A 23,185-nucleotide genomic window follows, 5' to 3' on the forward strand; every position below is an offset into this window, starting at 1 on the left:
GGCGCGCGGTAAACGTTCAAGACTTGAAGCTTGTGCATCTTCTTGACGGTTCACCGTTGTCACTCAACACTGCCTTGATGAATCCAGCACCTCGCTCATCCGTAGATTGAGAGCGTTTTCAAGAGGGTGATTCAAAGGTCTGCAGAGTTGTCAAGGCGATGCACTGCACAGTGTCGAGACCGTCTGCACCCTGTCTTCCGCGTTGCTCCGGTGTTCACTTCACGAAACCAGGTGAAAGGACTCCCACCCATGCGCACTACCGTCCCGCCCGGCCGCATGAGATCCCTGCCAGGTCCGAAGCACCGCGTCATCGCTCTGCTGAGTGCGCTCCTACTCGCGCTCGTCGGGCTGCTCGGCCTCGATCAGAGCGCCGCTCCCGCCTCGGCAGCCGCGCCTGACTACACCCAGAGCGTCACTCAACTGAGCTCCACGCAAGCTCAGATCTCGTTCACACCGACCACGTCCGCGGTCTACGTCGATGTGCACTACCTGGTCAACAGCGCCAACCAACAGAACGTCCGTATGACCAACAATGCGGGCACGTGGACCCAGACCGTCGGCTCGCTCGCCAACGGAACGGTCCTGGAGTACTGGTTCACCTACGAGAAGAGCGGGCCGCAGTACGACACGCCCCACTTCACGTACACCCAGGGCGGCGGTGGAACCGGCACTGTTGCCACACCCACCTTCACTCCCGCAGCGGGCACCTACGCATCGGCCCAGAGCGTGACGCTCGCCGACGCGACCGCGGGCGCGAGCATCCGCTACACGCGTGACGGCTCCACCCCCACCGCGGCGTCCACTCTGTACAGCGCGCCGATCAGTGTCACGGCCACTGCCACCATCAAGGCCATCGCCATCAAGTCCGGACTCGCCGACTCCGCCGTCGCCAGTGCGACTTACACGATCGGCGCATCGGCGAGCTGCCCCACCCAGTCGGACACGCCGAACTTCGGCCCGAACGTCCACATCTACGACCCGAGCATGTCCAGTGCCACCATTCAGGCGCAGCTCGACGCGCAGTTCGCCCAGATGAAGGACACCGCCTCCGCGCAGTTCAGCGAGAACCGGGTGGCACAGCTCTTCAAGCCGGGTACGTACGCCGTCGACGACAATGTCGGCTACTACACCTCGGTGGCGGGTCTCGGGCAGAATCCGGGCGACGTGACAATCAACGGACACGTCACCGTGGACGCCTTCAACGCCTCGGACGCGGGCAACGCGACGCAGAACTTCTGGCGCTCGGCCGAGAATCTGGCCATCAATCCGGTGGGCGGGAACCGTTGGGCCGTGGCCCAGGCGGCCCCGTTCCGCCGGATCGACGTCCGCGGCGACCTGCAGCTCTACCCGGCCAGTTACGGCTGGGCGAGCGGCGGCTACATCGCCGACACCAAAGTCAGCGGCCAGGCGGCGTCCATCTCGCAGCAGCAGTGGTACACCCGGGACAGTAACGTGGGCAGCTGGGCCGGCGGCGTGTGGAACATGGTCTTCTCCGGCACCGCCGGTGCTCCCGCGAACACCTTCCCCAACCCGCCCGAAACCACCTTGGCCACCACCCCGGTCTCCCGTGACGTGCCGTATCTGTACGTCGACGGCGCCGGAAAATACCGAGTGTTCCTGCCGTCGCTGCGCACCAACGCATCGGGGGCGAGCTGGGCGAACGGCAGCACTCCCGGCACCTCTCAGCCGATGAGCCAGTTCTACGTGGTCAAGGCCGGCGACACTGCCGCGACCATCAACAACGCCCTTTCTCAGGGCTGCAACCTGTTCGTCACGCCGGGCGTCTACCACCTGAACCAGACGCTGAACATCACCCGGCCCAACACGGTCGTCTTCGGCATCGGCTACCCGACCTTCGTCCCGGACAACGGCGTCAACGCGATCCAGGTCGCCGACGTGGACGGAGTCCGCCTCAAGGGCCTGCTGATCGACGCCGGAACCACCAACTCGGCGGCGCTGCTGACCATCGGCCCGTCCGGATCGTCCGCGAGCCACGCGGGCAACCCGACGACCATCCAGGACGTGTTCTTCCGGATCGGTGGCCAGATCGCCGGCAAGGCGACGACCAGCCTGATCGTCAACAGCAACAACGCGATCATCGACCATATCTGGGCCTGGCGGGCCGACCACGGCAATGCGGGAACCTTCGGCTGGACGACCAACACGGCGGACACCGGCGTGATCGTCAACGGCAGCAGCGTTCTGGCGACCGGTCTCTTCGTCGAGCACTACCAGAAGCACGAGGTTGTCTGGAACGGCCAGAACGGCAAGACGATCTTCTTCCAGAACGAGATGCCGTACGACGTGCCCAATCAGGGCGCGTGGATGAGCGCGGCAGGGGTCAACGGATATGCCGCTTACAAGGTGGGCGCGGGCGTCACCACCCACGAGGCATGGGGACTCGGCAGCTACTGCTACTTCAACGTCAACCCCGCGGTGAACAGCTACCACGCCTTCGAAGTGCCCAACACTCCCGGCGTGAAGTTCCACAACGCTCTGACGGTCTCACTCGGCGGCGTGGGCACCATCACCCACGTCATCAACGACGCGGGGGCGGTGACCGCCTCGAACACCACTCCCAGCAATGTGGTCGCCTACCCTTGAGGCAATGACCTGACGTGAAAAGTGGGCCGGGGCTCCTCGCGGTTGCGAGGGGCTCCGGTGTTTGCAGGATGCGACGCCACCGGGAGCCAGGCGCTGGTTGTCGTCGTGGACGGCAAGGTGCTGCGCGGACACCGGCCGGTTGGGGCGCGGGGTGAGTGATCCGTGCACGATGAGTGACAACCGAATTGCAGCCGAATTGCCTGCGGCTTCTCGGGAAATTGCCTCACACGTAGCTCTACATGAGAAACGACAATCGCACCTGCCGGTCCGCGTTGTCGACGTTCGTGTCCACCAGGCACACCGACTGCCAGGTCCCCAGCTCCAGGCGGCCCGCGATCACCGGCAGGGTGGCGTGGGGCGGGACGAGGGCGGGGAGGACGTGGTCGCGGCCGTGGCCGGGGGTGCCGTGGCGGTGCTGCCAGCGGTCGTCGGCGGGGAGCAGGGTGTGCAGGGTCGCGAGCAGGTCGTCGTCGCTGCCGGCTCCGGTCTCCAGGACGGCGATCCCGGCCGTCGCGTGGGGAACGAAGATGTTGAGCAGGCCGTCCCGGCCGGCGGCGGCACGGGACAGGAACTGCTCGCAGTCGCCGGTCAGGTCGGTGACCGTCTCCGTCCGCCCGGTGGTGAGGTGCAGGACGTGCGTGGTGAAGGAATCAGGCATGCCGCCATCTTCCCGCCCCGGCCGCGGGACGCCCAGTCCGGAACGCCCGGTCCGAGGCACCCACGGCGAGCAGGCCCTGCGGAGGAAGGTGAAGCCCGCCCGGGAAGAGGCGCCGCGCTTCCGGAGTTGGTAGAAGCGTGAACGATTCTGGGGCGGTGCGGGAAGCGGACGTGGTGGTGATCGGCGCGGGGCAGGCCGGGCTGGCCGCCGCGTACCACCTGGCGCGGGCCGGTGGCGAGCCGGACCGCGACTTCGTGGTTCTCGACCACGCACCGCGTCCGGGTGGCGCCTGGCAGTTCCGCTGGCCCTCGCTGACGTACGGCAAGGTACACGGGATGCACTCGCTGCCGGGCATGGAGCTGACCGGCGCCGACCCGGATCGGCCCTCCTCCGAGGTGATCGGCGCGTACTTCGACGCGTACGAGCGCGACTTCGGGCTCCGGGTGCACCGGCCGGTGGATGTCAGGGCGGTCAGGGAAGCGGCCGGAGGGGGGAGCGGAGGGCGGCTGCTGGTCGAGACGTCCGAGGGGACGTACGCGACGCGGGCGCTGATCAACGCGACCGGCACGTGGGACCGGCCGTTCTGGCCCCGTTATCCGGGGCAGGAGACGTTCCTCGGGCGGCAGCTCCACACGGCCGGCTACCCGGGACCGGACGAGTTCGCCGGGCTGCGGGTGGTGGTGGTCGGCGGTGGCGCCTCCGGTACGCAGCATCTGATGGAGATCGCCGACGTCGCGGCGGCCACGTACTGGGTGACCCGGCGCGAACCCGTCTTCCGCGAGGGCCCGTTCGGGGCCGAACAGGGGCGCGCCGCCGTCGCGTTGGTGGAGGAGCGGGTACGCCAAGGGCTGGCGCCCCGGAGTGTGGTGAGCGTGACCGGTCTGCCCCTCAACGAGGCCGTCCGCGAGGCGCGGGCGCGCGGGATACTCGACCGGCTGCCGATGTTCGACCGCATCACCCCGACGGGGGTGACCTGGAACGACGGACGGATCGCCCCGATCGACGCCGACGTGATCCTCTGGGCGACCGGATTCCGGCCCGCCGTCGACCACTTGGCTCCGTTGAGGCTGCGGGAGCCCGGCGGCGGTATTCGGGTGGAGGACACGCGGGCGGTGCGGGACGGGCGCGTCCATCTGGTCGGCTACGGCCCTTCCGCCAGCACCATCGGCGCCAACCGCGCCGGGCGTAGCGCGGTGCGCTCGGTCATGCGGCTGCTGGCGGAGACCTCCGCCGCGTCGGTGGCCGCCCGTGTGCCGGCACCATCCCCGGCCTGAACCGTCCGAGCGGTCCGAACGGTCCCGAGCGGCCCGCGCTCCGCGTCCCTGCGTCCCTGCGTCCCTGCGTCAGAAACGGCCTACGGCCGCGTTCTTCCGGTTCCGGTTGAACTCGGCGACGTTGTGGCGGTGCGCCTCGTAGTCCTCGCTGAAGCGGGTGTCCCCCGGCCCGACCGTCACGAAGTACAGCCACGAGCCCGCCGTGGGGCCGATGGCGGCCCTCATCGCCTGTTCGCCGGGGTTGCCGATCGGAGTGGGAGGGAGACCCTTGCGGCGGTAGGTGTTGTAGGGGCTGTCGATCCGGGTGTCCTCGGTGGTGGTGTCCAGCGTGGAGCGCCTGAGAGCGTAGTTGAGCGTCGAATCCATCTGCAGCGGCATGTCCTGGTGCAGGCGGTTGTAGACGACCCGGCCCACCTTCCCCATGTCGGAGGCGGTGTCCGCTTCCGCCTGGATGACGCTGGCGAGCGTCACCGTCTGGTAGACGGAGATGTGGTGGTGCAGTGCTCCGTCGGTGATCCGGTCGCCGCCGAACCTCTGGGACGCCGTGTCCACCATGTAGCGGAGCAGACTCCGGGGGGTCGTGCCGGGGCGGACGGGGTAGGTCGCGGGGAACAGGTACCCCTCCGGATTGCCGTGCGCGGCTTCGGGCAGGGGAAGGTGCGCCCCGGGCACGGCCTTCTCGGTGGTGCCCGGGGGGACGCCGAGCGCTTGGTCGACGGCCGCGTAGATCTGCTTCGCCCGCCATCCCTCGGGGATCACCAGGGACGCGGTCTCCTCGGCCCCCGCCTCGGGTGCGCCCCGCGGTACCAGCAGGGGGGCCGCGACCGTGGCGGCGGCCACGAGCGCACCCCCGAGGAGCAGCAGTACCTTGCCCCGCCGCGTGGGGCGCAGCCTCCGGCGGTAGTGGAGGGCATCGGGCTCGTTCACCATGCGGGCACGCACCATGCGGGCACGATAACCGTACAAATGCGTCGGATCTGCGGGAACGACGCTCGACACCCAGGAACCCTGCGGCCGGGTGACGAGCGGGCACATCCCGACGAGAAAACCCCATGAGAAAACCCGACGAGAAAACCCGACGAGAAGAACCGGCGAGGAAAACCGGACCGGGAATGCCGGCAGGGGGATCCCGGAGCAGCCAGGGCCCGAGGCAGCCGGTCCGCCGGCCGTCACCCCGCGGCGGGCTCCAGGCGGGTGTCCCGGCGGATGAGCGCGGCGTAGCGGCCGTCCTGCGCGAGGAGCTCCTCGTGCGTGCCCCGCTCGACCGTGCGGCCGCCCTCCAGTACGACGATCTGGTCCGCGTCCCGGATGGTGGAGAGGCGGTGGGCGATGGTGAGCGTGGTGCGACCGGCCGAGAGCGCGTCGATCGCCTCCTGCACGGCGTGTTCCGTACGGGTGTCGAGGGCGCTGGTCGCCTCGTCGAGCACCAGGATCGGGGGGTCGCGCAGGATCGTACGGGCGATGGCGAGGCGCTGTTTCTCACCGCCGGAGAAGCGGTGGCCGCGCTCGCCGACGAGGGTGTCGTACCCGTCGGGGAGCGAGGCGATGTGGTCGTGGATCTGTGCGGCGCGCGCCGCCGCCTCGATCTCCTCGTCGGTGGCGTCGGGCTTGGCGAACCGGAGGTTCTCGGCGACCGAGGCGTGGAAGAGGTAGGTCTCCTGCGAGACCACGCCGACCGCCCTCGCGAGGGAGTCGAAGTCGAGGTCCCGGACGTCGACCCCGTCGATCGTCACCCGGCCGGATGTGACGTCGTACAGCCGGGGTACGAGGTAGCTCAGCGTGGACTTGCCGGACCCGGTGGGGCCGACCACCGCCAGGCTGCCGCCCGCGGGCACCTTCACGTCGATGTCGTCGAGGGTGGGTCCGCTCTTCTCGTCGTAGCCGAAGCCGACGTGCTCGAAGGCGACCTCTCCGCGGATGCGGTCCAGGCTGACGGGGCTCGCGGGCTCGGTGATGTCGACCTTGAGATCCAGGTACTCGAAGATGCGCTGGAAGAGCGCCAGGGAGGTCTGCATCTGGACGCCGGTCGCGAGCAGGCTCACCGCGGGCCGGAAGAGCCCCTGCTGGAGCGAGACGAAGGCGACGAGCGTGCCGATGGAGACGGCCGTGCTGCCGGAGTTCAGGGTCAGGCCGGCGGCCCAGTAGATGACGGCGGGCATGGCGGCCATGACGATGCCGATCGTCGACATCCGCCAGCGTCCCGCCATGTTGGCGCGGACTTCGAGGTCGACGAGTTGTTCCGACTCCTCGGCGAAGCCCTTGACCAGCGAGTCCGAGCGTCCCATCGTGCGGCCGAGCAGGATGCCGCTGACGGAGAGGGACTCGGTGACGGTCGCCGCCATCGCGGCCATCTGCCGCTGCCGCTGCGTGGTGATCTTCTTCCGCTCCCGTCCGACGCGGCGGCTGATCCAGACGAAGACGGGCAGCAGGAGCAGCGAGACGAGGGTGAGCCGCCAGTCGAGCGCGACCATCGCGACGACGGTGGCGACGACGGCGGTGAGGTTCGAGACCAGGGAGGTGGCGGTGGAGGTGACGGTCGCCTGCATCCCGCCGATGTCGTTGGCGATGCGGGACTGCACCTCGCCGCTGCGGGTCCTGGTGAAGAAGGCCAGCGGCATCCGCTGGAGCTGGGTGTAGACGCCGGTGCGCAGGTCGTGCATGACGCGCTGGCCGACCGTGGTGGAGATCAGGGTCTGGAGGACCCCGAAGACGCTGTTCATCACGGCGGTGGCGATCATCCCGAGCGCCAGCAGGGTGAGCAGGCCGGTGCGCCCCTGCGGTATGGCGGTGTCGAGGATCTCGCGGAGCAGGAAGGGGGAGGCGACCGACACCAGGGAGGAGGCGCCGACCAGCAGCCCGACCAGCGCGAGACGGCCGCGGTAGGGGAGGAAGAGGCGGAGGATGCGGCGCACCTCGGGGGGCGGCTGCGTGCCGTCCTTGGGTGGGGGCGTCCAGGTGGGTCCGTCGGGTTTCATGTGCTCCTTCATGGGGGCTGCGGCACTGCGGAGGGCCGGGCGGCCCGCGCGGTGTCCTGGCGGGCGGGCCCGCGGGAGCACTGCGCACCGGTACACGTCGGGACAGCGGTCCGGCCCCGCCCGTCCCCCGGAGGGGGTCGGGCGATCCGAACCGTGAAGAGCGTACCTCACTGTTACCTACACTCACAATGAACCTGGTCCTGATATTGTTCCGGCATGGACTCCCCCGATTCCGACGGCCACCTCGCCGAACAGCTCCTGCGGCTCACCCGCCGGCTCCACCGCATCCAGAGCCGCCAGCTGGAGCCGATCGGCATCACGCCCGCGCAGTTCCGTCTGCTGCGCGCGGTCGCGCAGTACGACGCCCCGCCCCGGATGGCCGATCTCGCGCAGCGGCTGGACGTCGTCCCGCGCGCGGTGACCAGCCTGGTGGACGGCCTGGAGACGGGCGAGCGGGTGCGCAGGGCCCCCGATCCGGCGAACCGGCGCGTGGTGCGCATCGAGATCACCGACAAGGGGCGGGCCACGCTCGGAGAGATGCGCGACGCGCGCCGAGCCGCCGCGGAGGAGATCCTGGCTCCGTTGACCGCCGAACAGCGCGAGGTGCTCGGCGGGCTGCTGGCCGCCCTGGTCGACGGACTGCCGGGGCGCCACTGCTGAGCCGCCGCACCCGGCCGCGGGAGGACCGCGTCCGGCCGCCCGAGGGGATGCCGAGATGCCGCAGACGCCACAGCCGCCGCAGTCGCAGTCGCCGCAGAAGCGACCGTTGCCCACGTTGCCGCTGCTGGAGCCGAAGCCGGAAGCCCTCCGTCCGGGCCGGGCGCGCGAGGCGGCCCCCGACCGCGTGTCCGACCGGAGCGCGGCGGGCACCCCGGAGCCGCTGCGCTCGGAGCTGGTCGCCCTGCTGGGCGCGGGGAAGGTGTTCTGGAAGGTCTCCGACCTGGTGAAGTACGCCTCCGACGCCAGTCCGTACCGCTTCCTGCCCCGGGTCGTGGTCGTCGCCGAGGACGTCGACGACGTCTCGGCGGTGCTGTCGTACGCGCACGGCAGGGGCCGGAACGTCGTCTTCCGGGCCGCCGGCACCAGCCTGAACGGCCAGGCCCAGGGCGAGGACATCCTCGTCGACGTGCGCCGGCACTGGAGCGGGGTGACGGTGCTGGACGGCGGCGCGCGGGCCAGGATCCGCCCCGGCACCACCATCGCCCGGGCCAACGCCACCCTCGCCCGGTACGGCCGGGTGCTCGGCCCCGACCCGGCCAGCGCGATCGCCTGCACGGTCGGCGGAGTCGTCGCCAACAACGCCTCCGGGATGACCGCCGGCACCACCCGGAACTCCTACCGGACGGTCTCCTCGCTCTCCTTCGTCCTGCCGGGCGGCACGATGGTCGACACGGCCGACCCGGCCGCCGGCGAACTCCTCGCGCACGCGGAGCCCGGCCTCTGCGAGGGCCTGATGGCGCTGAAGGCGGAGATCGAGGCGGACGCGGCGCTGACCGCCCGCATCCGCGCCAAGTACGAGATCAAGAACACCAACGGCTACCGCCTGGACGCGTTCCTGGACGGCGCGACGCCGGTGGAGATCCTGCGCGGGCTGATGGTCGGTTCCGAGGGCACCTTCGGTTTCCTCTCGGAGGTCGTCTTCGACACGCTGCCGCTCGACCGGCGGACCTCCACGGCGCTCCTCTTCTTTCCCTCGCTGACCGCCGCTGCCGCCGCCGTGCCGCTGTTCAACGCGGCCGGCGCCCTCGCCGTGGAACTGATGGACGGCAACACCCTGCGCGCCTCGGTCAGCGTGCGGGGCGTACCGGCCGACTGGGCCGCTCTCCCCCGGGAGACGGCGGCCCTGCTCGTCGAGTTCCGGGCCCCGGACGAGGCGGGGCAGGAGGCGTACGAGCGGGCGGCGGCCGAGGTGGTGGCGGGGCTCTCCCTCGTCGCTCCGGCCGCGTCGGTCACCAACGCGTTCACCCGGGACGCGGGGACGATCAACGGGTACTGGAAGGCCCGCAAGGCGTTCGTCACCGCCGTCGGGGGCTCGCGCCCCTCGGGCACGACGCTGATCACGGAGGACTTCGCGGTCCCGCCGTCCCGGCTGGCGGAGGCCTGCGAGGCCCTGCTGGAGCTCCAGGCGCGCCACGGCTTCGACGCGGCGGTGGCGGGTCACGCGGCCCACGGCAACCTCCACTTCCTCCTGGCGTTCGACGCGGGCGTCGCCGCCGACGTCGAGCGGTACGCCGCGTTCATGGACGCGTTCTGCACGCTGGTGGTCGACCGGTTCGACGGTTCGCTGAAGGCCGAGCACGCCACCGGCCGCAACATCGCCCCCTTCCTGGAGCGCGAATGGGGCCCGCGGGCGACGGAGCTGATGTGGCGGACGAAGCGGCTGATCGATCCGGACGGGGTGCTCGCCCCCCGCGTGGTCCTCGACCGTGATCCCCGCGCGCATCTGCGCGGCCTGAAGACGATCCCCTCCGTGGAGGCGGTCGCGGACCCGTGCATCGAGTGCGGTTTCTGCGAACCCACCTGCCCCAGCCAGGACCTCACCACCACGCCGCGCCAGCGGATCGTGCTGCGGCGGGAGATGCTGCGCCAGCCGGACGGCTCCCCCGTCGAGGACGCGCTGCTCGACGCGTACGGCTACGACGCGGTCGACACCTGTGCGGGCGACTCCACCTGCATGCTGGCGTGCCCGGTCGGCATCGACACCGGCGCGATGATGAAGGGCTTCCGCTCGCTGCGGCATTCGCCCCGCGAGGAACGGATCGCGACGCTCACCGCGCGGCATTTCCGGTTGGTGGAGTCGGCCGCCCGGCTCGCCGTGGCCGCGGCGGACCGGCTCGGCGACCGGGTGCGGGACCCGCTGCTGACGGCGGTGACCCGGCTCGCCCGTAAGGCGGTCCGCCCCGACCTGGTGCCCGAGTGGCTGCCGGAGATCCCGCCGGCGGCCTCTCGCAGGCTCCCGCCCACCGTGCGCCCCGGGGCGCACGCGGTCTACTTCCCGGCGTGCGTGAACCGTATCTTCGCCGGCCCCGAGGGGGACCTGGAGCCGTCTCTGGCGCACTCCGTCGTCGCCCTCTCCGCCCGCGCGGGCAGGCCGGTGTGGATCCCGGACGACACCGCCGGGACCTGCTGCGCGACGATCTGGCACTCCAAGGGGTACGACGCGGCCAACGCCGTGATGGCCAACCGGATCGTGGAGGCGGCGTGGGGCTGGACCGGCGGCGGCGCCCTGCCGCTGGTGGTCGACGCCACCTCGTGCACCCTCGGCATCGCGCGGGAGGTCGTCCCGTACCTCACCGAGGACAACCGCGCCCTGCACCGGGAACTGACGGTGGTGGACTCCCTCGTCTGGGCGGCCGACGAACTGCTCCCCCGTCTCACGGTGGAGCGCAGGGCCGAGTCGGCCGTCGTCCACCCGACGTGCTCGATGGAGCATCTGGACGTGGTGGACCGGCTGCGTACGCTCGCCGGGGCGTGCGCCCAGGAGGTGTTCCTGCCGGACGACGCGAAGTGCTGCGGGTTCGCCGGCGACCGCGGGATGCTGCACAAGGAGCTGACCGATTCGGCGACGGCCAAGGAGGCAGCCGAGGTCGACTCCCGTGACCACGACGCCCATCTCTCGGCCAACCGGATGTGCGAGATCGGCATGACCCGGGCCACCGGGCACCCCTACCGCTCCGTCATGACGGAGTTGGAACGGGCGACGCGCCCGTCCGGCTGACGCGCCCTGGCCGGGTTGTCGAAGGTCCGGCCATGCGGCTTTGAGGAGAAATGCCGCCGATCCACGGAAAATCATTTGCCCGGAACGGCAGGAAAGGCAAACCTTAGGGCTGGCCCGTCATCCCTGGTGGGTGTGCGACGACAGCTACGGCACCTCGCCGCGTTGTCGGAACATCCGCATACATCCAGTATGCGGACGCTCCTCCGCCCTGCGATGCACCGCATCTGACGCCGCACACTGGTCCACCACGGATGACGGGCCAGCCCTTTGCTGTTTGCCCTTCACCACTTCGGTCAAGGCCGTCCCGGCTGGACGGCCTGTGGCCCGTCGCCGGTGGACTCCGTCCTTCCGATGCTTGGGACCTCATGCAGATTCGTGATCTTCCGTACCGGGACCCCGGCGATCCTGATGTCCGGTCCGGCCCTCGCTTCCTCCTCTGGATCGGCCGCAACCAGCTCAAGGGCCAGCTCAAGGCGCTCTCCTGGGGACTGTTCCACCAACTGGCCCTCGCCGGGCTGCCACTGGCGACCGGACTCGCGGTCCAGGCCGTCATCGACCGTTCCGGCGACCGGCTCGTGCTCTCCGGGGGCATGATCCTGCTCCTCGGCATCGCCATCGCGCTCGGCGACACCATGCTCCACCGCGCCGCCGTCACCAACTGGATCACCGCCGCCGCCCGGGTGCAGCAACTCCTCGCGCGGCGGACCGCCGAACTCGGTTCGGCGCTGACGCGGCGGGTGGCCGCGGGCGAGGTGGTCTCCGTGTCGACCGCCGACGTCGAGAAGATCGGGTGGTTCGTCGAGGCGCTCTCCCGGTTCGTCGCCGCCGCGGCGGCCCTCGTGCTGATCTGCGTCGGACTGGTGGTCTACCTGCCGTCGCTGGGCGTCCTGGTGGCGCTCTCCGTACCCGTACTCGCCCTGGCGGTGCTGCCGTTGCTGCCCCGGGCGACCAAGCGGGCCGATCTCCAGCGGGAGAAGGCCGGCAAGGCCACCGAGCTGGCGTCGGACACCGTCGCGGGGCTGCGGGTGCTGCGCGGCATCGGCGGCGAGGACCTGTTCCTCGACCGCTACCGCCGCGCCTCCCAGGAGGTCCGCCGCGCGGCCGTGCACAACGCCCGTATGTGGTCGCTGATCTCGGCGGTCCAGGTGCTGCTGCCCGGCGCGCTGCTGATCGCGCTGGTCGGGTACGGGGCCGGGCTCGCCCGGGACGGCGAGATCCGGGTGGGGCAGCTGGTCACCGTGTTCAACTCGGCGGTGCTGCTGCTGTACCCGATGCGCCAGTTCACCGAGATCGCCATGGCCTACTCCTTCTCCCGCCCCTCCGCGCGGCGCGCGGTCCGGGTGCTGGCGTTGCGCCGGGATGCCCGTCCCCCCGCCGTGGATGCCGGCGCGGCCATCCCCTCCGGCGATCTGTACGACCCGGTCACCGGGCTGCTGGCCCCCGAGGGCCTCCTCACCGCGGTGGTCTGCGGCGACCCCGACGAGGCCGGCCGGCTGGCCGAACGCCTCGGCGGCCACGCTCCGGCCGACGCGGCGCCGGGCGAGAAGCCGGACAGCGCGTCGGGCGAGAAGCCGGACAGCGCGTCGGACGGGAACGTGCTGCCACCGGCCCCGCCGTCGGTGCTGCTGGGCGGGGTCGCGCTGGACGAGCTGCCGCTGGAGCGGGCGCGTACCGCCGTCCTGGTCCAGGACAAGGAACCGGTGCTGCTCTCCGGCACGCTGCGGGAGTTGCTCGACGTACCGGCGTCGGGAGCGGTACACGCCGAGGACGCGCTGGCGGCGGCCCAGTGCGCCGACGTGCTGGCCGCGCTCGCCCAGGCGTCCGTCGACGCGGACGGCGACCCGATGGGGACCCACATCACCGAGCGCGGCCGTTCGCTCTCCGGCGGACAGCGGCAGCGGCTCGCGCTGGCCCGTTCCCTGGTCACCGACCCCGATGTCCTCGTCCTCGACGAGCCGACCTCGGCCGTCGACTCCCACACGGAGGCCCGTGTCGGCGCCGGGATCAAGGAACTGCGCCGGGGCCGGACGACCGTGACGTTCTCCTCGTCGCCTCTGCTGCTGGACCTCGCCGACCGGGTCGTGCTGGTCCACGGCGGGACGGTCGTCGCGGCCGGGGAACACCGCGAACTCCTGCTCACCGAACCGCTCTACCGCTCGGTCGTCACCCGGGAGACCGAGGAGGAGACGGCGGCGACGGCGGGCGTACGGACCGGGCCCGCGCACGGGTCCGGGACGGACAGCGCCGTCGACGAGCTGAACAGCCTCCGGGAAGCCGGAGAGATCGAGGAGAGGGCATGATCGGCCTCGCACCACCGACGTACGACCCGGCCGCACCGACGACGTCCACCACTCTGCCGGTGGGATCGGCCGCGACCGTGCGCGCCTACGTCCGGGACCTGCTGCGACGTCACCGCACTGCTTTCGCCGTGCTCGTCGCCGCCAACGCGGTCGCGGTGATCGCCTCCGTCGTCGGTCCGTACCTGCTCGGCGGGCTGGTGGAGGACCTCGCGGACGGGGCCGCCGACCTGCACCTGGAACGCACGGTGGTGATCTTCGTGGTCGCCCTGGTGGTCCAGACGTTCTTCACCCGGACGATGGGGCTGCGCAGCGCGATGCTCGGCGAGGAGATGCTCGCCGACCTGCGCGAGGACTTCCTCGTGCGGGCGGTTGGTCTGCCCCCGGGGGTTCTGGAGCGCGCGGGCACGGGTGATCTGCTCTCCCGGATCACCACGGACGTCGACCGGTTGGCGAACGCCATGCGCGAGGCCGTGCCGCAGCTCGCCATCGGGGTGGTCTGGTCCGGACTGCTGATCGGCGCGCTCACGGTGACCGCTCCGCCGCTGGCGCTCGCGGTCCTGGTGGCGCTGCCGCTGCTGCTCACGGGCTGCCGCTGGTACTTCCGGCGCGCCCCATCCGCGTACCGCTCGGAGTCCGCCGGGTACGCGGCGGTGGCGGCGATGCTCGCGGAGACCGTGGACGCGGGGCGGACCGTGGAGGCCCACCGGCTCGGCGCGCGCCGGGTGGCGCTGTCGGAGCGGCGCGTCCTGGAGTGGATCCGATGGGAGCGGTACACCCTCTTCCTGCGCTCGGTGCTGTTCCCGGTCATCAACCTGACGTACGTGACGGTTCTCGGCAGCGTGCTGATGCTGGGCGGCTGGTTCGTGCTGGAGGGGTGGCTCACCGTCGGGCAGTTGACGACGGGCGCGCTGCTGGCGCAGATGCTGGTCGATCCCCTGGGGCTGATCCTGCGCTGGTACGACGAGTTGCAGGTGGCCCAGGTGTCGCTGGCGCGGCTGGTGGGCGTACGCGACATCGAGCCGGAAGCCGGCGACGAGTCGGTCCGCCCCGAGGGCCGGGAGGTCCGGGCGGACGAGGTGCGCTTCGGTTACCGCTCCGGGGTGGACGTGCTGCACGAGGTGTCGCTGAACGTGGCCCCGGGCACCCGGCTCGCGCTGGTCGGCCCGTCGGGGGCGGGCAAATCCACGCTGGGCCGTCTGCTGGCGGGCATCTACGCGCCGAGGACGGGTGAGCTGACGCTGGGCGGCGCGGAGCTGTCCCGGATGCCGGCGGAGCGCGTGCGCGAGCACGTCGCGCTCGTCAACCAGGAGCACCACGTGTTCGTCGGTTCGCTCCGCGACAACCTTCTGCTGGCGCGGAGCGGCGCCGAGGACGCCGAACTGTGGGCGTCGCTGGCGGCGGTGGACGCGGACGGCTGGGCGAGGGCGATGGCGGACGGCCTGGACACCGAGGTGGGTTCGGGCGGCCTGGCACTGACTCCGGCGCAGGCCCAGCAGATCGCGCTGGCGCGGCTGGTGCTGGCCGATCCGCACACCCTGGTGCTCGACGAGGCGACCTCGCTGCTGGACCCCCGTGCGGCCCGGCATCTGGAGCGCTCGCTCGCCCGGGTGCTCGAGGGCCGGACGGTCGTGGCCATCGCGCACCGGCTGCACACCGCGCACGACGCGGACGTGATCGCGGTCGTGGAGGAGGGCCGGATCAGCGAACTCGGCAGCCACGACGAGCTGGTCGCGGCGGGCGGCGCGTACGCGGCGCTCTGGCGGTCCTGGCACGGGTGAGCGAGGGCCCCCTGCCGGGCCGCGTCGGAGGCCGGGCCTTCGACGCGGCCCGCCGCCCGCCCCGCCGCCCGCCCCGCCCGCCTCACACCTCTCGCCCCCGGCGTGTGCGCGGGGAGTAACCGCCCGTGCCTCCGGCGCGTCACCGTCCGGAAATTCGGCCTTCCTACGGTGCTGTTCTCGGGATCACCGCCTTGGCGGAGGGTCCCGCCCGGTAAGGCACGCTCCGCGGGGTGGGGGTTCGGTGGCATCTGGCTCGGACGACGGCAGCGTCCGTACGGTCTGTTCGTACTGCGGCGTCGGCTGCGGGATCGTGCTCGACCTGGTACGGGACCCGGCCGACGGCCGCCGCCGGGTGGCCAGGGCCTCCGGGGACAAGGCGCACCCCGCCAACGCGGGCAGGCTCTGCACCAAGGGGGCGACCAGCGCGGACCTGATGGCGGCGCCCGGCCGGATGGGCAGGGCGCTGGTGCGGGCCGAGCGGGGCGCCGAGCCGGTCGAGACGGACGTGGACGAGGCCGTCGCCTCGGTGGCGGGGCGGCTGAGGGCGATCCTGGACGAGCACGGTCCCGACGCGCTCTCCTTCTACGTCTCCGGGCAGATGTCCCTGGAGGCGCAGTACCTGGCGAACAAGCTGGCCAAGGGTTTCGTCCGTACCAACCGGATCGAGTCCAACTCCCGGCTCTGCATGGCCTCCGCGGGCACCGGCTACAAGCTGTCGCTCGGCGCCGACGGCCCGCCCGGCTCGTACCAGGACTTCGACCGCGCCGACGCGTTCTTCGTCATCGGTGCCAACATGGCCGACTGCCACCCCATTCTCTTCCTGCGCATGATGGACCGGGTGAAGGCGTCCGGCGCCAAGCTGATCGTCGTGGACCCGCGCCGCAACGCCACCGCCGACAAGGCCGACCTCTTCCTGCGGATCCGGCCCGGAACCGATCTCGCCCTGCTGAACGGCCTGTTGCACCTGCTGGTCGCGAACGGGCACACCGACGAGGAGTTCATCGCCAGGTTCACCGAGGGCTGGGAGGAGATGCCCGCCTTCCTCGCGGACTGGCCGCCGGACAGGGTCGCCGGGATCACGGGCATCCCGGAGGAGGACATCCGGCTGGCCGCGCGGTGGATCGGTGAAGCCGGCGAGTGGATGAGCTGCTGGACCATGGGACTGAACCAGTCGACCCACGGGACGTGGAACACCAACGCGCTGGTCAACCTGCACCTCGCCACCGGCGCGATATGCCGCCCCGGCTCCGGCCCGTTCTCGCTGACCGGGCAGCCCAACGCCATGGGCGGGCGGGAGATGGGGTACATGGGCCCCGGGCTGCCCGGTCAGCGGTCGGTGCTGGTCGACGCCGAGCGCGCCTTCGTCGAGAGGCTGTGGCGGATTCCCGAGGGCTCGCTCCGTACCGAAGTCGGGCACGGCACGGTGGAGATGTTCGAGCAACTGGCCGCCGGTGAGATCAAGGCGTGCTGGATCATCTGCACCAACCCGGTCGCCTCGGTGGCCAACCGCAAGACCGTCATCGCAGGTCTGGAGGCGGCCGAACTGGTCATCACCCAGGACGTGTTCGCCGAGACCGAGACCAACGCCTACGCGGACGTGGTGCTGCCCGCGACGCTGTGGGCGGAGTCCGACGGGGTCATGGTCAACTCGGAGCGGAACCTCACGCTCGTCCAGGGCGTCGTCGACCCGCCCGGACAGGCTCTGCCCGACTGGGAGTTGATCGCCAGGGTGGCCCGCGCGATGGGTTTCGCCGAGGGGTTCGCGTACTCCTCGGCCGAGGAGGTGTTCGAGGAGCTGAAGCAGGCCTGGAACCCGGCGACGGGCTGGGACCTGCGCGGGGTGAGTTACGAGCGGCTGCGCGCCACCCCCGTCCAGTGGCCGGCGCCGGCCGCGGACGGGCCGGACCGCAACCCGGTGCGTTACCTCAACGACGGTGTCAGCCAGGCTTTGTTGGTACGGGAGGACGGTACCCGGCCCCGCCTGGTCTTCCCCACCGCGAGCGGACGCGCCCGCTTCTTCGCCCGTCCGCACCTGTCGGCGGCCGAACTCCCGGACGACGACTTCCCGTTCCTCCTGAACACGGGCCGGTTGCAGCACCAGTGGCACACGCTGACCAAGACCGGCAAGGTCGCCAAGCTGACCAAGCTGAATCCCGGGCCGTTCGTGGAGGTCCACCCCGAGGACGCGCGGTCCCTCGGGGTGACGGGGGGCGACCATCTGGAGGTCACCTCCCGTCGCGGGCGCGCCGTCCTGCCCGTGGTGGTCACCGACCGGGTCATGCCGGGCACCGTGTTCGCGCCCTTCCACTGGAACGATCTGTTCGGCGAGTACCTCAGCGTCAACGCCGTCACCAACGACGCCGTCGATCCGCTCTCCTTCCAGCCCGAGTTCAAGGTCTGCGCCGTCACCCTCGCCCGGACGGCGGCCCCCGTCCCGGCGGGCCGCCCGAGCATCGAACCGGAGACCACACCCGTGACCACGCTCCCCGCGCCCGTACCGGTCGCCGCCGCGGCCGCCCCGGCCCACTCCCCCGTCCAGGCGCTCGCCGCCCTGCTCGGGCTGCCGGACCTCGTTCCGCCCCCGCTGGCGGAGCCGGAGCGCCGTTATCTCTCCGGTTACCTCTCCGGGCTCGCCGCCGCCCCGCCCGCCGGGGGCGTTCCGGTCCTGCCGCCGGACGCGCCGTTCGACACCGGCCACGCCCTCTGGGTCGACGGCGTCCTCGCGGGGATGTTCTCCCGCACCGCACCACCGGCCGACGCCGCAGCGTCAGCGGGCACCGCGGTGCCGGCCGGCACCGCGACTCCTGCCGGCACTCCCGACCCGTCCGCGGCTCCCGTCGCCGGCACCGTCGCGACGTCCCGCCGCCTGGTCGTCCTGTGGGCCTCCCAGACCGGCAACGCCGAGGAGTTCGCCCAGAGTGCCGCCGCCCGCCTCGCCCTGGCGGGGCGTACCGCCGAGCTCCTCCCCATGGCGGAGGCGACACCGGCCCACCTCACCGCCGGGACCGACGTCCTCCTGGTCACCAGCACCTTCGGCGACGGCGAAGCCCCGGACAACGGAGCCGGGTTCTGGCAGGACCTGGCCGTGGAGGAGGCCGTCCGGCTGGAGGGGGTCCGGTACGCGGTCCTCGCCCTGGGCGATTCCTCGTACGACGACTTCTGCGGCCACGGCCGCCGGCTGGACGAGCGGTTCGCCGCCCTCGGGGCCGCCCGCCTCGTCCCGCGCGCCGACTGCGAACCCGACTTCGGGGAGCGGGCCGAGCAGTGGCTCGGCCAGGTGCTCACCGCCCTGGCCGCGTCCACGTCGGCCGGCCCCGGCACCGCGCACCCCGTCGCCCCCGCGCACCCCGTCGCCCCCGCCACGCCGGTGCCCGTACCGGCGGGCTACACCAGGACGTCCCCGTTCGCCACCCTGCTGGTCGGCAACAGGCTGCTGAGCCTGCCCGGTTCCGGCAAGGAGGTGCGCCAGTTCTCCTTCGACACCCGGGACGGGGAACTCGCCTACGACGCCGGGGACGCCCTCGGCGTCTGGCCGGCCAACAGCGCGGGGCTCGCGTCCGAATGGCTGACCCTCACCGGGCTCGACCCCGACGAGCCGGTCGACCTCGGCGACGCCGGGCCGCTCGCGCTGGCGGAGGCGCTGCGCACCCGGTTGGACATCTCCCGTGTCAGCACCGGGCTGTTGAGGTTCCTGACGGAACGCACCGACAGCCACGAACTGAAGCGGCTGCTGCGCCCCGACAACAAGGACGCCCTCGCCAAGTGGAGTTGGGGTCGCCAGGCGGCCGACGTCGTCGCCGAGTTCCCGGTCCGCGCGTCGGCGGCCGAGTGGGCCGGGGCGCTCAAGCGCCTCCAGCCCCGCCTGTACTCCATCTCCTCCAGCCCGCTGGCCCACCCCGGGGAGGTCCGCCTCACCGTCTCCGTGGTCCGCTGGGCCAACCGTCTCGGCCGCGACCGCAAGGGCGTCTGCTCCACCTATCTCGCCGACCACGCCGACGACGGGCCGGTGCAGGTGTTCGTGCAGCGCTCTCCGCACTTCCGCCCGCCCGCGGACCCGTCCACCCCCATGATCATGGTCGGCCCGGGCACCGGGGTGGCGCCCTTCATCGGCTTCCTGGAGGAACGGCGGGCGCGCGGCCACTCCGGCGCCAACTGGCTCTTCTTCGGCGAGCAGCGCCGGGCCACCGACTTCTACCACCGCCAGGACCTGGAGGCGCATCTGGCGTCCGGCCACCTCGACCGCCTGGACCTCGCCTTCTCCCGCGACCAGCGCAACAAGGTCTACGTCCAGGACCGGATGCGCGAGCACGGCCCCCGCCTGTGGCAGTGGCTCAGGGACGGTGCGCACTTCTACGTGTGCGGGGACGCCGGACGCATGGCCAAGGACGTCGACCGGGCGCTCCGGGACATCGTCGCCGCCCACGGCTCCATGGACACCGACGAGGCCGCCGCCTGGGTCAGGCGCCTGGCGGCGGAGAAGCGGTACGTCCGCGACGTGTACTGACGGCCGCAGGGCGGGTGCCGGGAGCGGCCGGACTGGTCGTCGGCCCGGTCGTTGGCCCGTTCGGGTAGCGCCCGGTTCCGGTGGCCCGTCGGGCCCGTGGGCCCGGTCCTGCGGGCCGGGAGGCGCGTTCAGGGGTCTGCGGTGAGGATGTGAGGTGACCCGCCCGGACTTCGGGGCAGGTGAGACACGACCGCGTAAGCCTGAGAAGGGACGCACACCGTGGCACCACCCAGGATTCTCGTCGTCGGCGCCGGCTTCGCCGGGGTCGAGTGCGTGCGCCGTCTGGAGCGTCGGCTCTCGCCGGGAGAAGCGCAGATCACGCTCGTCACCCCGTTCTCGTACCAGCTCTACCTGCCGCTTCTGCCGCAGGTCGCCTCCGGCGTGCTCACCCCCCAGTCGGTGGCCGTCTCGCTGCGGCGCAGCAGCCGTCACCGCACCCGGATCGTGCCGGGCGGGGCGATCGGCGTGGACACCAAGGCGAAGATCTGCGTGATCCGCAAGATCACGGACGAGATCGTGAACGAGCCGTACGACTACATCGTGCTCGCCGCCGGAAGTGTGACCCGGACGTTCGACATCCCCGGTCTGCTGGACCACGCCCGGGGCATGAAGACGCTCGCCGAGGCCGCGTACGTACGGGACCACGTCATCGAGCAGCTCGACGTCGCGGACGCCAGCCAGGACGAGGCGGAGCGCGCCTCGCGGCTCCAGTTCGTCGTGGTGGGCGGCGGGTACGCCGGGACCGAGACGGCTGCCTGTCTGCAGCGGCTGACGACCAACGCCGTCAAGCACTACCCGCGGCTGGACCCGAAGCTGATCAAGTGGCACCTGATCGACATCGCGCCGAAGCTCATGCCGGAGCTGGGCGACAAGCTCGGTGTCAGCGCCATGAAGATCCTGCGCAAGCGCGGCATCGAGGTGTCGCTGGGCGTGTCGATCGCTAAGGCGGGCCGGGAGGAGGTCACCTTCACGGACGGCCGGGTGCTGCCCTGCCGCACCCTGATCTGGACGGCGGGGGTGGCCGCGAGCCCGCTGATCGCCACGCTGGGCGCGGAGACCGTACGCGGCCGGCTGGCGGTGAATCCGGAGATGGCGCTGCCGGGCGCCGACGGGGTGTTCGCGCTGGGCGACGCGGCGGCGGTGCCCGATCTCGCGAAGGGCGACGGGGCGGTCTGCCCGCCGACCGCGCAGCACGCGATGCGCCAGGGCCGGGTGGTGGCCGACAACGTCCTCGCGTCCCTGCGCGGCGGCACCCTCCAGCCGTACGTCCACAAGGACCTGGGGCTGGTCGTGGACCTCGGTGGCCGGGACGCGGTCTCCAAGCCGCTCGGGATCGAGCTGCAGGGCATCCCCGCGCAGGCGGTGGCGCGCGGCTACCACTGGTCGGCGCTGCGGACGAACGTCGCGAAGACCCGGGTGCTCACCAACTGGCTGCTGAACGCGGTCGCCGGTGACGACTTCGTCCGTACCGGTTTCCAGGCGCGCAAGCCGGCGACGCTGCGGGACTTCGAGTACACGGACGCCTATCTGAGCCCCGAGGAACTCGTGGCGCGTACGGAGTCCGCCGCGAAGCGGAAGTGACGTCACGACGCTGTGGGAGGGCGTCGCCCGGGAGTTCTCCGGGCGGCGCCCTCCGGTGTGCAGCGGCGCCCTCGGGCGTGTACGGGCTCAGCTCTGCCGGGAGAGCACGGTGGCGACGGTGTCCGCCTCCTCCGGGCGCTTGTCCTCGCGGTAGCGCAGGACCCGGGCGAAGCGCAGGGTGACGCCCGCCGGGTAGCGGGTGGAGCGCTGGAGGCCGTCGTAGGCGATCTCCACGACGAGTTCCGGGCGGACGGTCACCACATGCCCGTCGTCGCCGGTGGAGAGCGCGAGCAGGCGTTCGGTCTGCCAGGCGAGGAGCTGGTCGGTGAGCCCCTTGAAGGTCTTGCCGAGCATGACCGGGGCGCCGTCCGGGCCCAGCGCGGCGAGGTGCAGGTTGGAGAGCTTCCCGGTGCGCCGGCCGCTGCCCCACTCGACGGCCGTCACCAGGAGGTCGAGGGTGTGCACGGGCTTGACCTTCAACCAGGACGCGCCCCGGCGGCCCGCGCTGTAGGGGGCGGCGAGGTCCTTGACGACCACGCCTTCGTGGCCGCGCTCCAGGGTCGCGGCGAAGAAGGCGTCGGCGGCGTCCCGGGCCCCGGTGTCCGACGCGTGCTCGGCCGGGCCGGTCACCAGGGTGCGGCGTACCCGCATCTCCTCGGGGACCAGCCGGGCGAGGGCCGCGTGCCGTTCGGCGAGCGCCCGGTCGAGAAGGTCCTCGTCGTCCACGAGCAGGACGTCGAAGAAGACCGGGACCACCGGGAGTTCCGCGGCGGCCCGTGCCACGTCGCGCCGCGAGCCCACCCGGGCGGCGATCTCCTGGAACGGGCGCGGCCGGCCGTCCGGGCCGAGCGCGATCACCTCGCCGTCGAGGATGAAGCGCTCGCCGGGGAAGCCGGCGACGGCGGTGACCAGGTCGGGGAGCCGGTCGGTGATGTCGTCCAGGGTGCGGGTGAAGGCGCGTACGCCGTTGTGGTCCCGGTGCACCTGAACGCGGATGCCGTCGAGCTTCTCCTCGACCGCGCAGCCCCCGAGCTTGTCGATCGCCTCGCCGACCGAGCCGGCGGAGTGCGCGAGCATCGGGTGGACCGGACGGCCCACGGTGAGCCGGAAGCGGGCGAGCGCTCCGGTGCCGTCCGCGAGCAGGGCGACCGCCACGTCCCTCAGCGAGCCGGCGAGCATGACGGCCCGGCGTACCTCGGCTCCCGCCGCGCCGGACGCACGGGCCAGCGCGTCCACGGCGATGGCGTCCAGGGCTCCCTGGCGCAGCTCGCCCAGGAGCAGGGCGCGGAGGAAGTGCTGTTCGTCGGCGGTGGCCGCGCCCAGCAGCGCGCGCAGCCGCTCGGCGCGGGCGGCCCGGGAGCCGGGGCCCGTCAGCGCTCCGATCGCGGTCAGCTCGGCGTCGGTGTGCGCGACGGTGAGGATGGGTTCGGCGGCGGGTTCCGCCGGGGTGCCGAGGGTGGACCAGCCGATGCCGAGCCGCCCCTGCGGCAGCCGCCCGGCGAGGTACGGGATGGCGACGGGGACGTCCTCGGGGGCCGCGTCCCGGAAGAGGCCGGCCAGGAGCTCGACCTTCCGGTTCCGGGAGGGGGCCCCGGCGACCTGGAGCGAGACCTGGGCGAGCCGGATGAGCAGCATGGGCCCATGGTCCTACGGGGACGCGTGTGCCGCCCGGAGAGGAGTTCCGGCTCCGGGCGGCACACGGTCCACGGCTCGGTTCGGATCACCGCCAGATGACGTGATGGCGTGATGGCGTGATGGCGTGATGGCGTGATGGCGTGATGGCGTGATGGCGG

12 protein-coding genes are annotated in these 23,185 nt (G+C 71.9%); 8 read left to right on the forward strand and 4 right to left on the reverse strand.

What is annotated here, in order from left to right; genetic code table 11:
- Window positions 1-276: 276 nt before the first annotated feature.
- Window positions 277-2,604: a chitobiase/beta-hexosaminidase C-terminal domain-containing protein gene (locus OG599_RS03165; protein WP_442809372.1), complete on the forward strand. Its 2,328-nt coding sequence runs from the start codon at window positions 277-279 to the stop codon at window positions 2,602-2,604.
- A 235-nt stretch (window positions 2,605-2,839) separates the two neighbouring features.
- Here OG599_RS03165 and OG599_RS03170 read toward each other — a convergent pair whose 3' ends face one another.
- The gene (locus OG599_RS03170; RefSeq protein WP_327174389.1) at window positions 2,840-3,262 is read right to left on the reverse strand and encodes a YjbQ family protein; all 423 of its coding nucleotides are present in this window, start codon (window positions 3,260-3,262) and stop codon (window positions 2,840-2,842) included.
- Window positions 3,263-3,399: 137 nt separating this feature from the next.
- Between OG599_RS03170 and OG599_RS03175 the strand changes: the two genes are divergently transcribed.
- Complete coding sequence (locus tag OG599_RS03175; protein WP_327174390.1) at window positions 3,400-4,536, forward strand: FAD-dependent oxidoreductase; 1,137 nt, start codon at window positions 3,400-3,402, stop codon at window positions 4,534-4,536.
- Between the two features lie 69 nt (window positions 4,537-4,605).
- On the opposite strand, the gene mltG is transcribed toward OG599_RS03175, so the two are convergent.
- Window positions 4,606-5,466, reverse strand: a complete 861-nt coding sequence (gene mltG / locus OG599_RS03180) for an endolytic transglycosylase MltG (RefSeq protein ID WP_327179909.1) — start codon at window positions 5,464-5,466, stop codon at window positions 4,606-4,608.
- 239 nt (window positions 5,467-5,705) lie between these two features.
- A complete protein-coding gene (locus tag OG599_RS03185) occupies window positions 5,706-7,511 on the reverse strand; it encodes an ABC transporter ATP-binding protein (RefSeq protein ID WP_327174391.1) in 1,806 nt (601 codons plus the stop codon).
- 216 nt (window positions 7,512-7,727) lie between these two features.
- On the opposite strand from OG599_RS03185, the gene OG599_RS03190 reads away from it, so the two are divergent.
- The 6 genes from OG599_RS03190 (at window position 7,728) to OG599_RS03215 (ending at window position 21,392) form a co-directional block, all read left to right on the forward strand.
- Entirely contained in the window at window positions 7,728-8,171 is a 444-nt protein-coding gene (locus OG599_RS03190) for a MarR family winged helix-turn-helix transcriptional regulator (RefSeq protein ID WP_327174392.1), read from the forward strand.
- Between the two features lie 115 nt (window positions 8,172-8,286).
- A complete protein-coding gene (locus OG599_RS03195) occupies window positions 8,287-11,229 on the forward strand; it encodes an FAD-binding and (Fe-S)-binding domain-containing protein (protein WP_327179910.1) in 2,943 nt (980 codons plus the stop codon).
- A 365-nt stretch (window positions 11,230-11,594) separates the two neighbouring features.
- A complete protein-coding gene (locus OG599_RS03200; RefSeq protein ID WP_327174393.1) occupies window positions 11,595-13,529 on the forward strand; it encodes an ABC transporter ATP-binding protein in 1,935 nt (644 codons plus the stop codon).
- Window positions 13,526-15,307 (forward strand): ABC transporter ATP-binding protein, encoded by a 1,782-nt coding sequence (locus tag OG599_RS03205; RefSeq protein ID WP_327174394.1) that lies wholly within the window; start codon window positions 13,526-13,528, stop codon window positions 15,305-15,307. The genes OG599_RS03200 and OG599_RS03205 overlap by 4 nt, the downstream gene beginning before the upstream one ends.
- Window positions 15,308-15,548: 241 nt before the next feature.
- Window positions 15,549-19,811, forward strand: coding sequence for a bifunctional nitrate reductase/sulfite reductase flavoprotein subunit alpha (locus tag OG599_RS03210; RefSeq protein WP_327174395.1), 4,263 nt, complete (start codon window positions 15,549-15,551; stop codon window positions 19,809-19,811).
- 219 nt (window positions 19,812-20,030) lie between these two features.
- Window positions 20,031-21,392, forward strand: coding sequence for an NAD(P)/FAD-dependent oxidoreductase (locus OG599_RS03215; RefSeq protein WP_327174396.1), 1,362 nt, complete (start codon window positions 20,031-20,033; stop codon window positions 21,390-21,392).
- An 87-nt stretch (window positions 21,393-21,479) separates the two neighbouring features.
- Here the strand turns inward: OG599_RS03215 and OG599_RS03220 are convergent, their stop codons facing one another.
- A complete protein-coding gene (locus OG599_RS03220) occupies window positions 21,480-23,027 on the reverse strand; it encodes an ATP-dependent DNA ligase (protein WP_327174397.1) in 1,548 nt (515 codons plus the stop codon).
- Between the last annotated feature and the right edge of the window lie 158 nt (window positions 23,028-23,185).

Source organism: Streptomyces sp. NBC_01335 (assembly GCF_035953295.1).
Classification (GTDB): Bacteria; Actinomycetota; Actinomycetes; order Streptomycetales; family Streptomycetaceae; genus Streptomyces.

What these genes read in the sequence shown, in the direction of transcription:
- OG599_RS03165 (WP_442809372.1), top strand. Translation starts at nt 277, where the DNA reads ATGAGATCCCTGCCAGGTCCGAAGCACCGCGTCATCGCTCTGCTGAGT.
- OG599_RS03170 (WP_327174389.1), bottom strand. Translation starts at nt 3,262, where the DNA reads ATGCCTGATTCCTTCACCACGCACGTCCTGCACCTCACCACCGGGCGG.
- mltG (WP_327179909.1), bottom strand. Translation starts at nt 5,466, where the DNA reads ATGGTGAACGAGCCCGATGCCCTCCACTACCGCCGGAGGCTGCGCCCC.
- OG599_RS03185 (WP_327174391.1), bottom strand. Translation starts at nt 7,511, where the DNA reads ATGAAACCCGACGGACCCACCTGGACGCCCCCACCCAAGGACGGCACG.
- OG599_RS03190 (WP_327174392.1), top strand. Translation starts at nt 7,728, where the DNA reads ATGGACTCCCCCGATTCCGACGGCCACCTCGCCGAACAGCTCCTGCGG.
- OG599_RS03200 (WP_327174393.1), top strand. Translation starts at nt 11,595, where the DNA reads ATGCAGATTCGTGATCTTCCGTACCGGGACCCCGGCGATCCTGATGTC.
- OG599_RS03205 (WP_327174394.1), top strand. Translation starts at nt 13,526, where the DNA reads ATGATCGGCCTCGCACCACCGACGTACGACCCGGCCGCACCGACGACG.
- OG599_RS03220 (WP_327174397.1), bottom strand. Translation starts at nt 23,027, where the DNA reads ATGCTGCTCATCCGGCTCGCCCAGGTCTCGCTCCAGGTCGCCGGGGCC.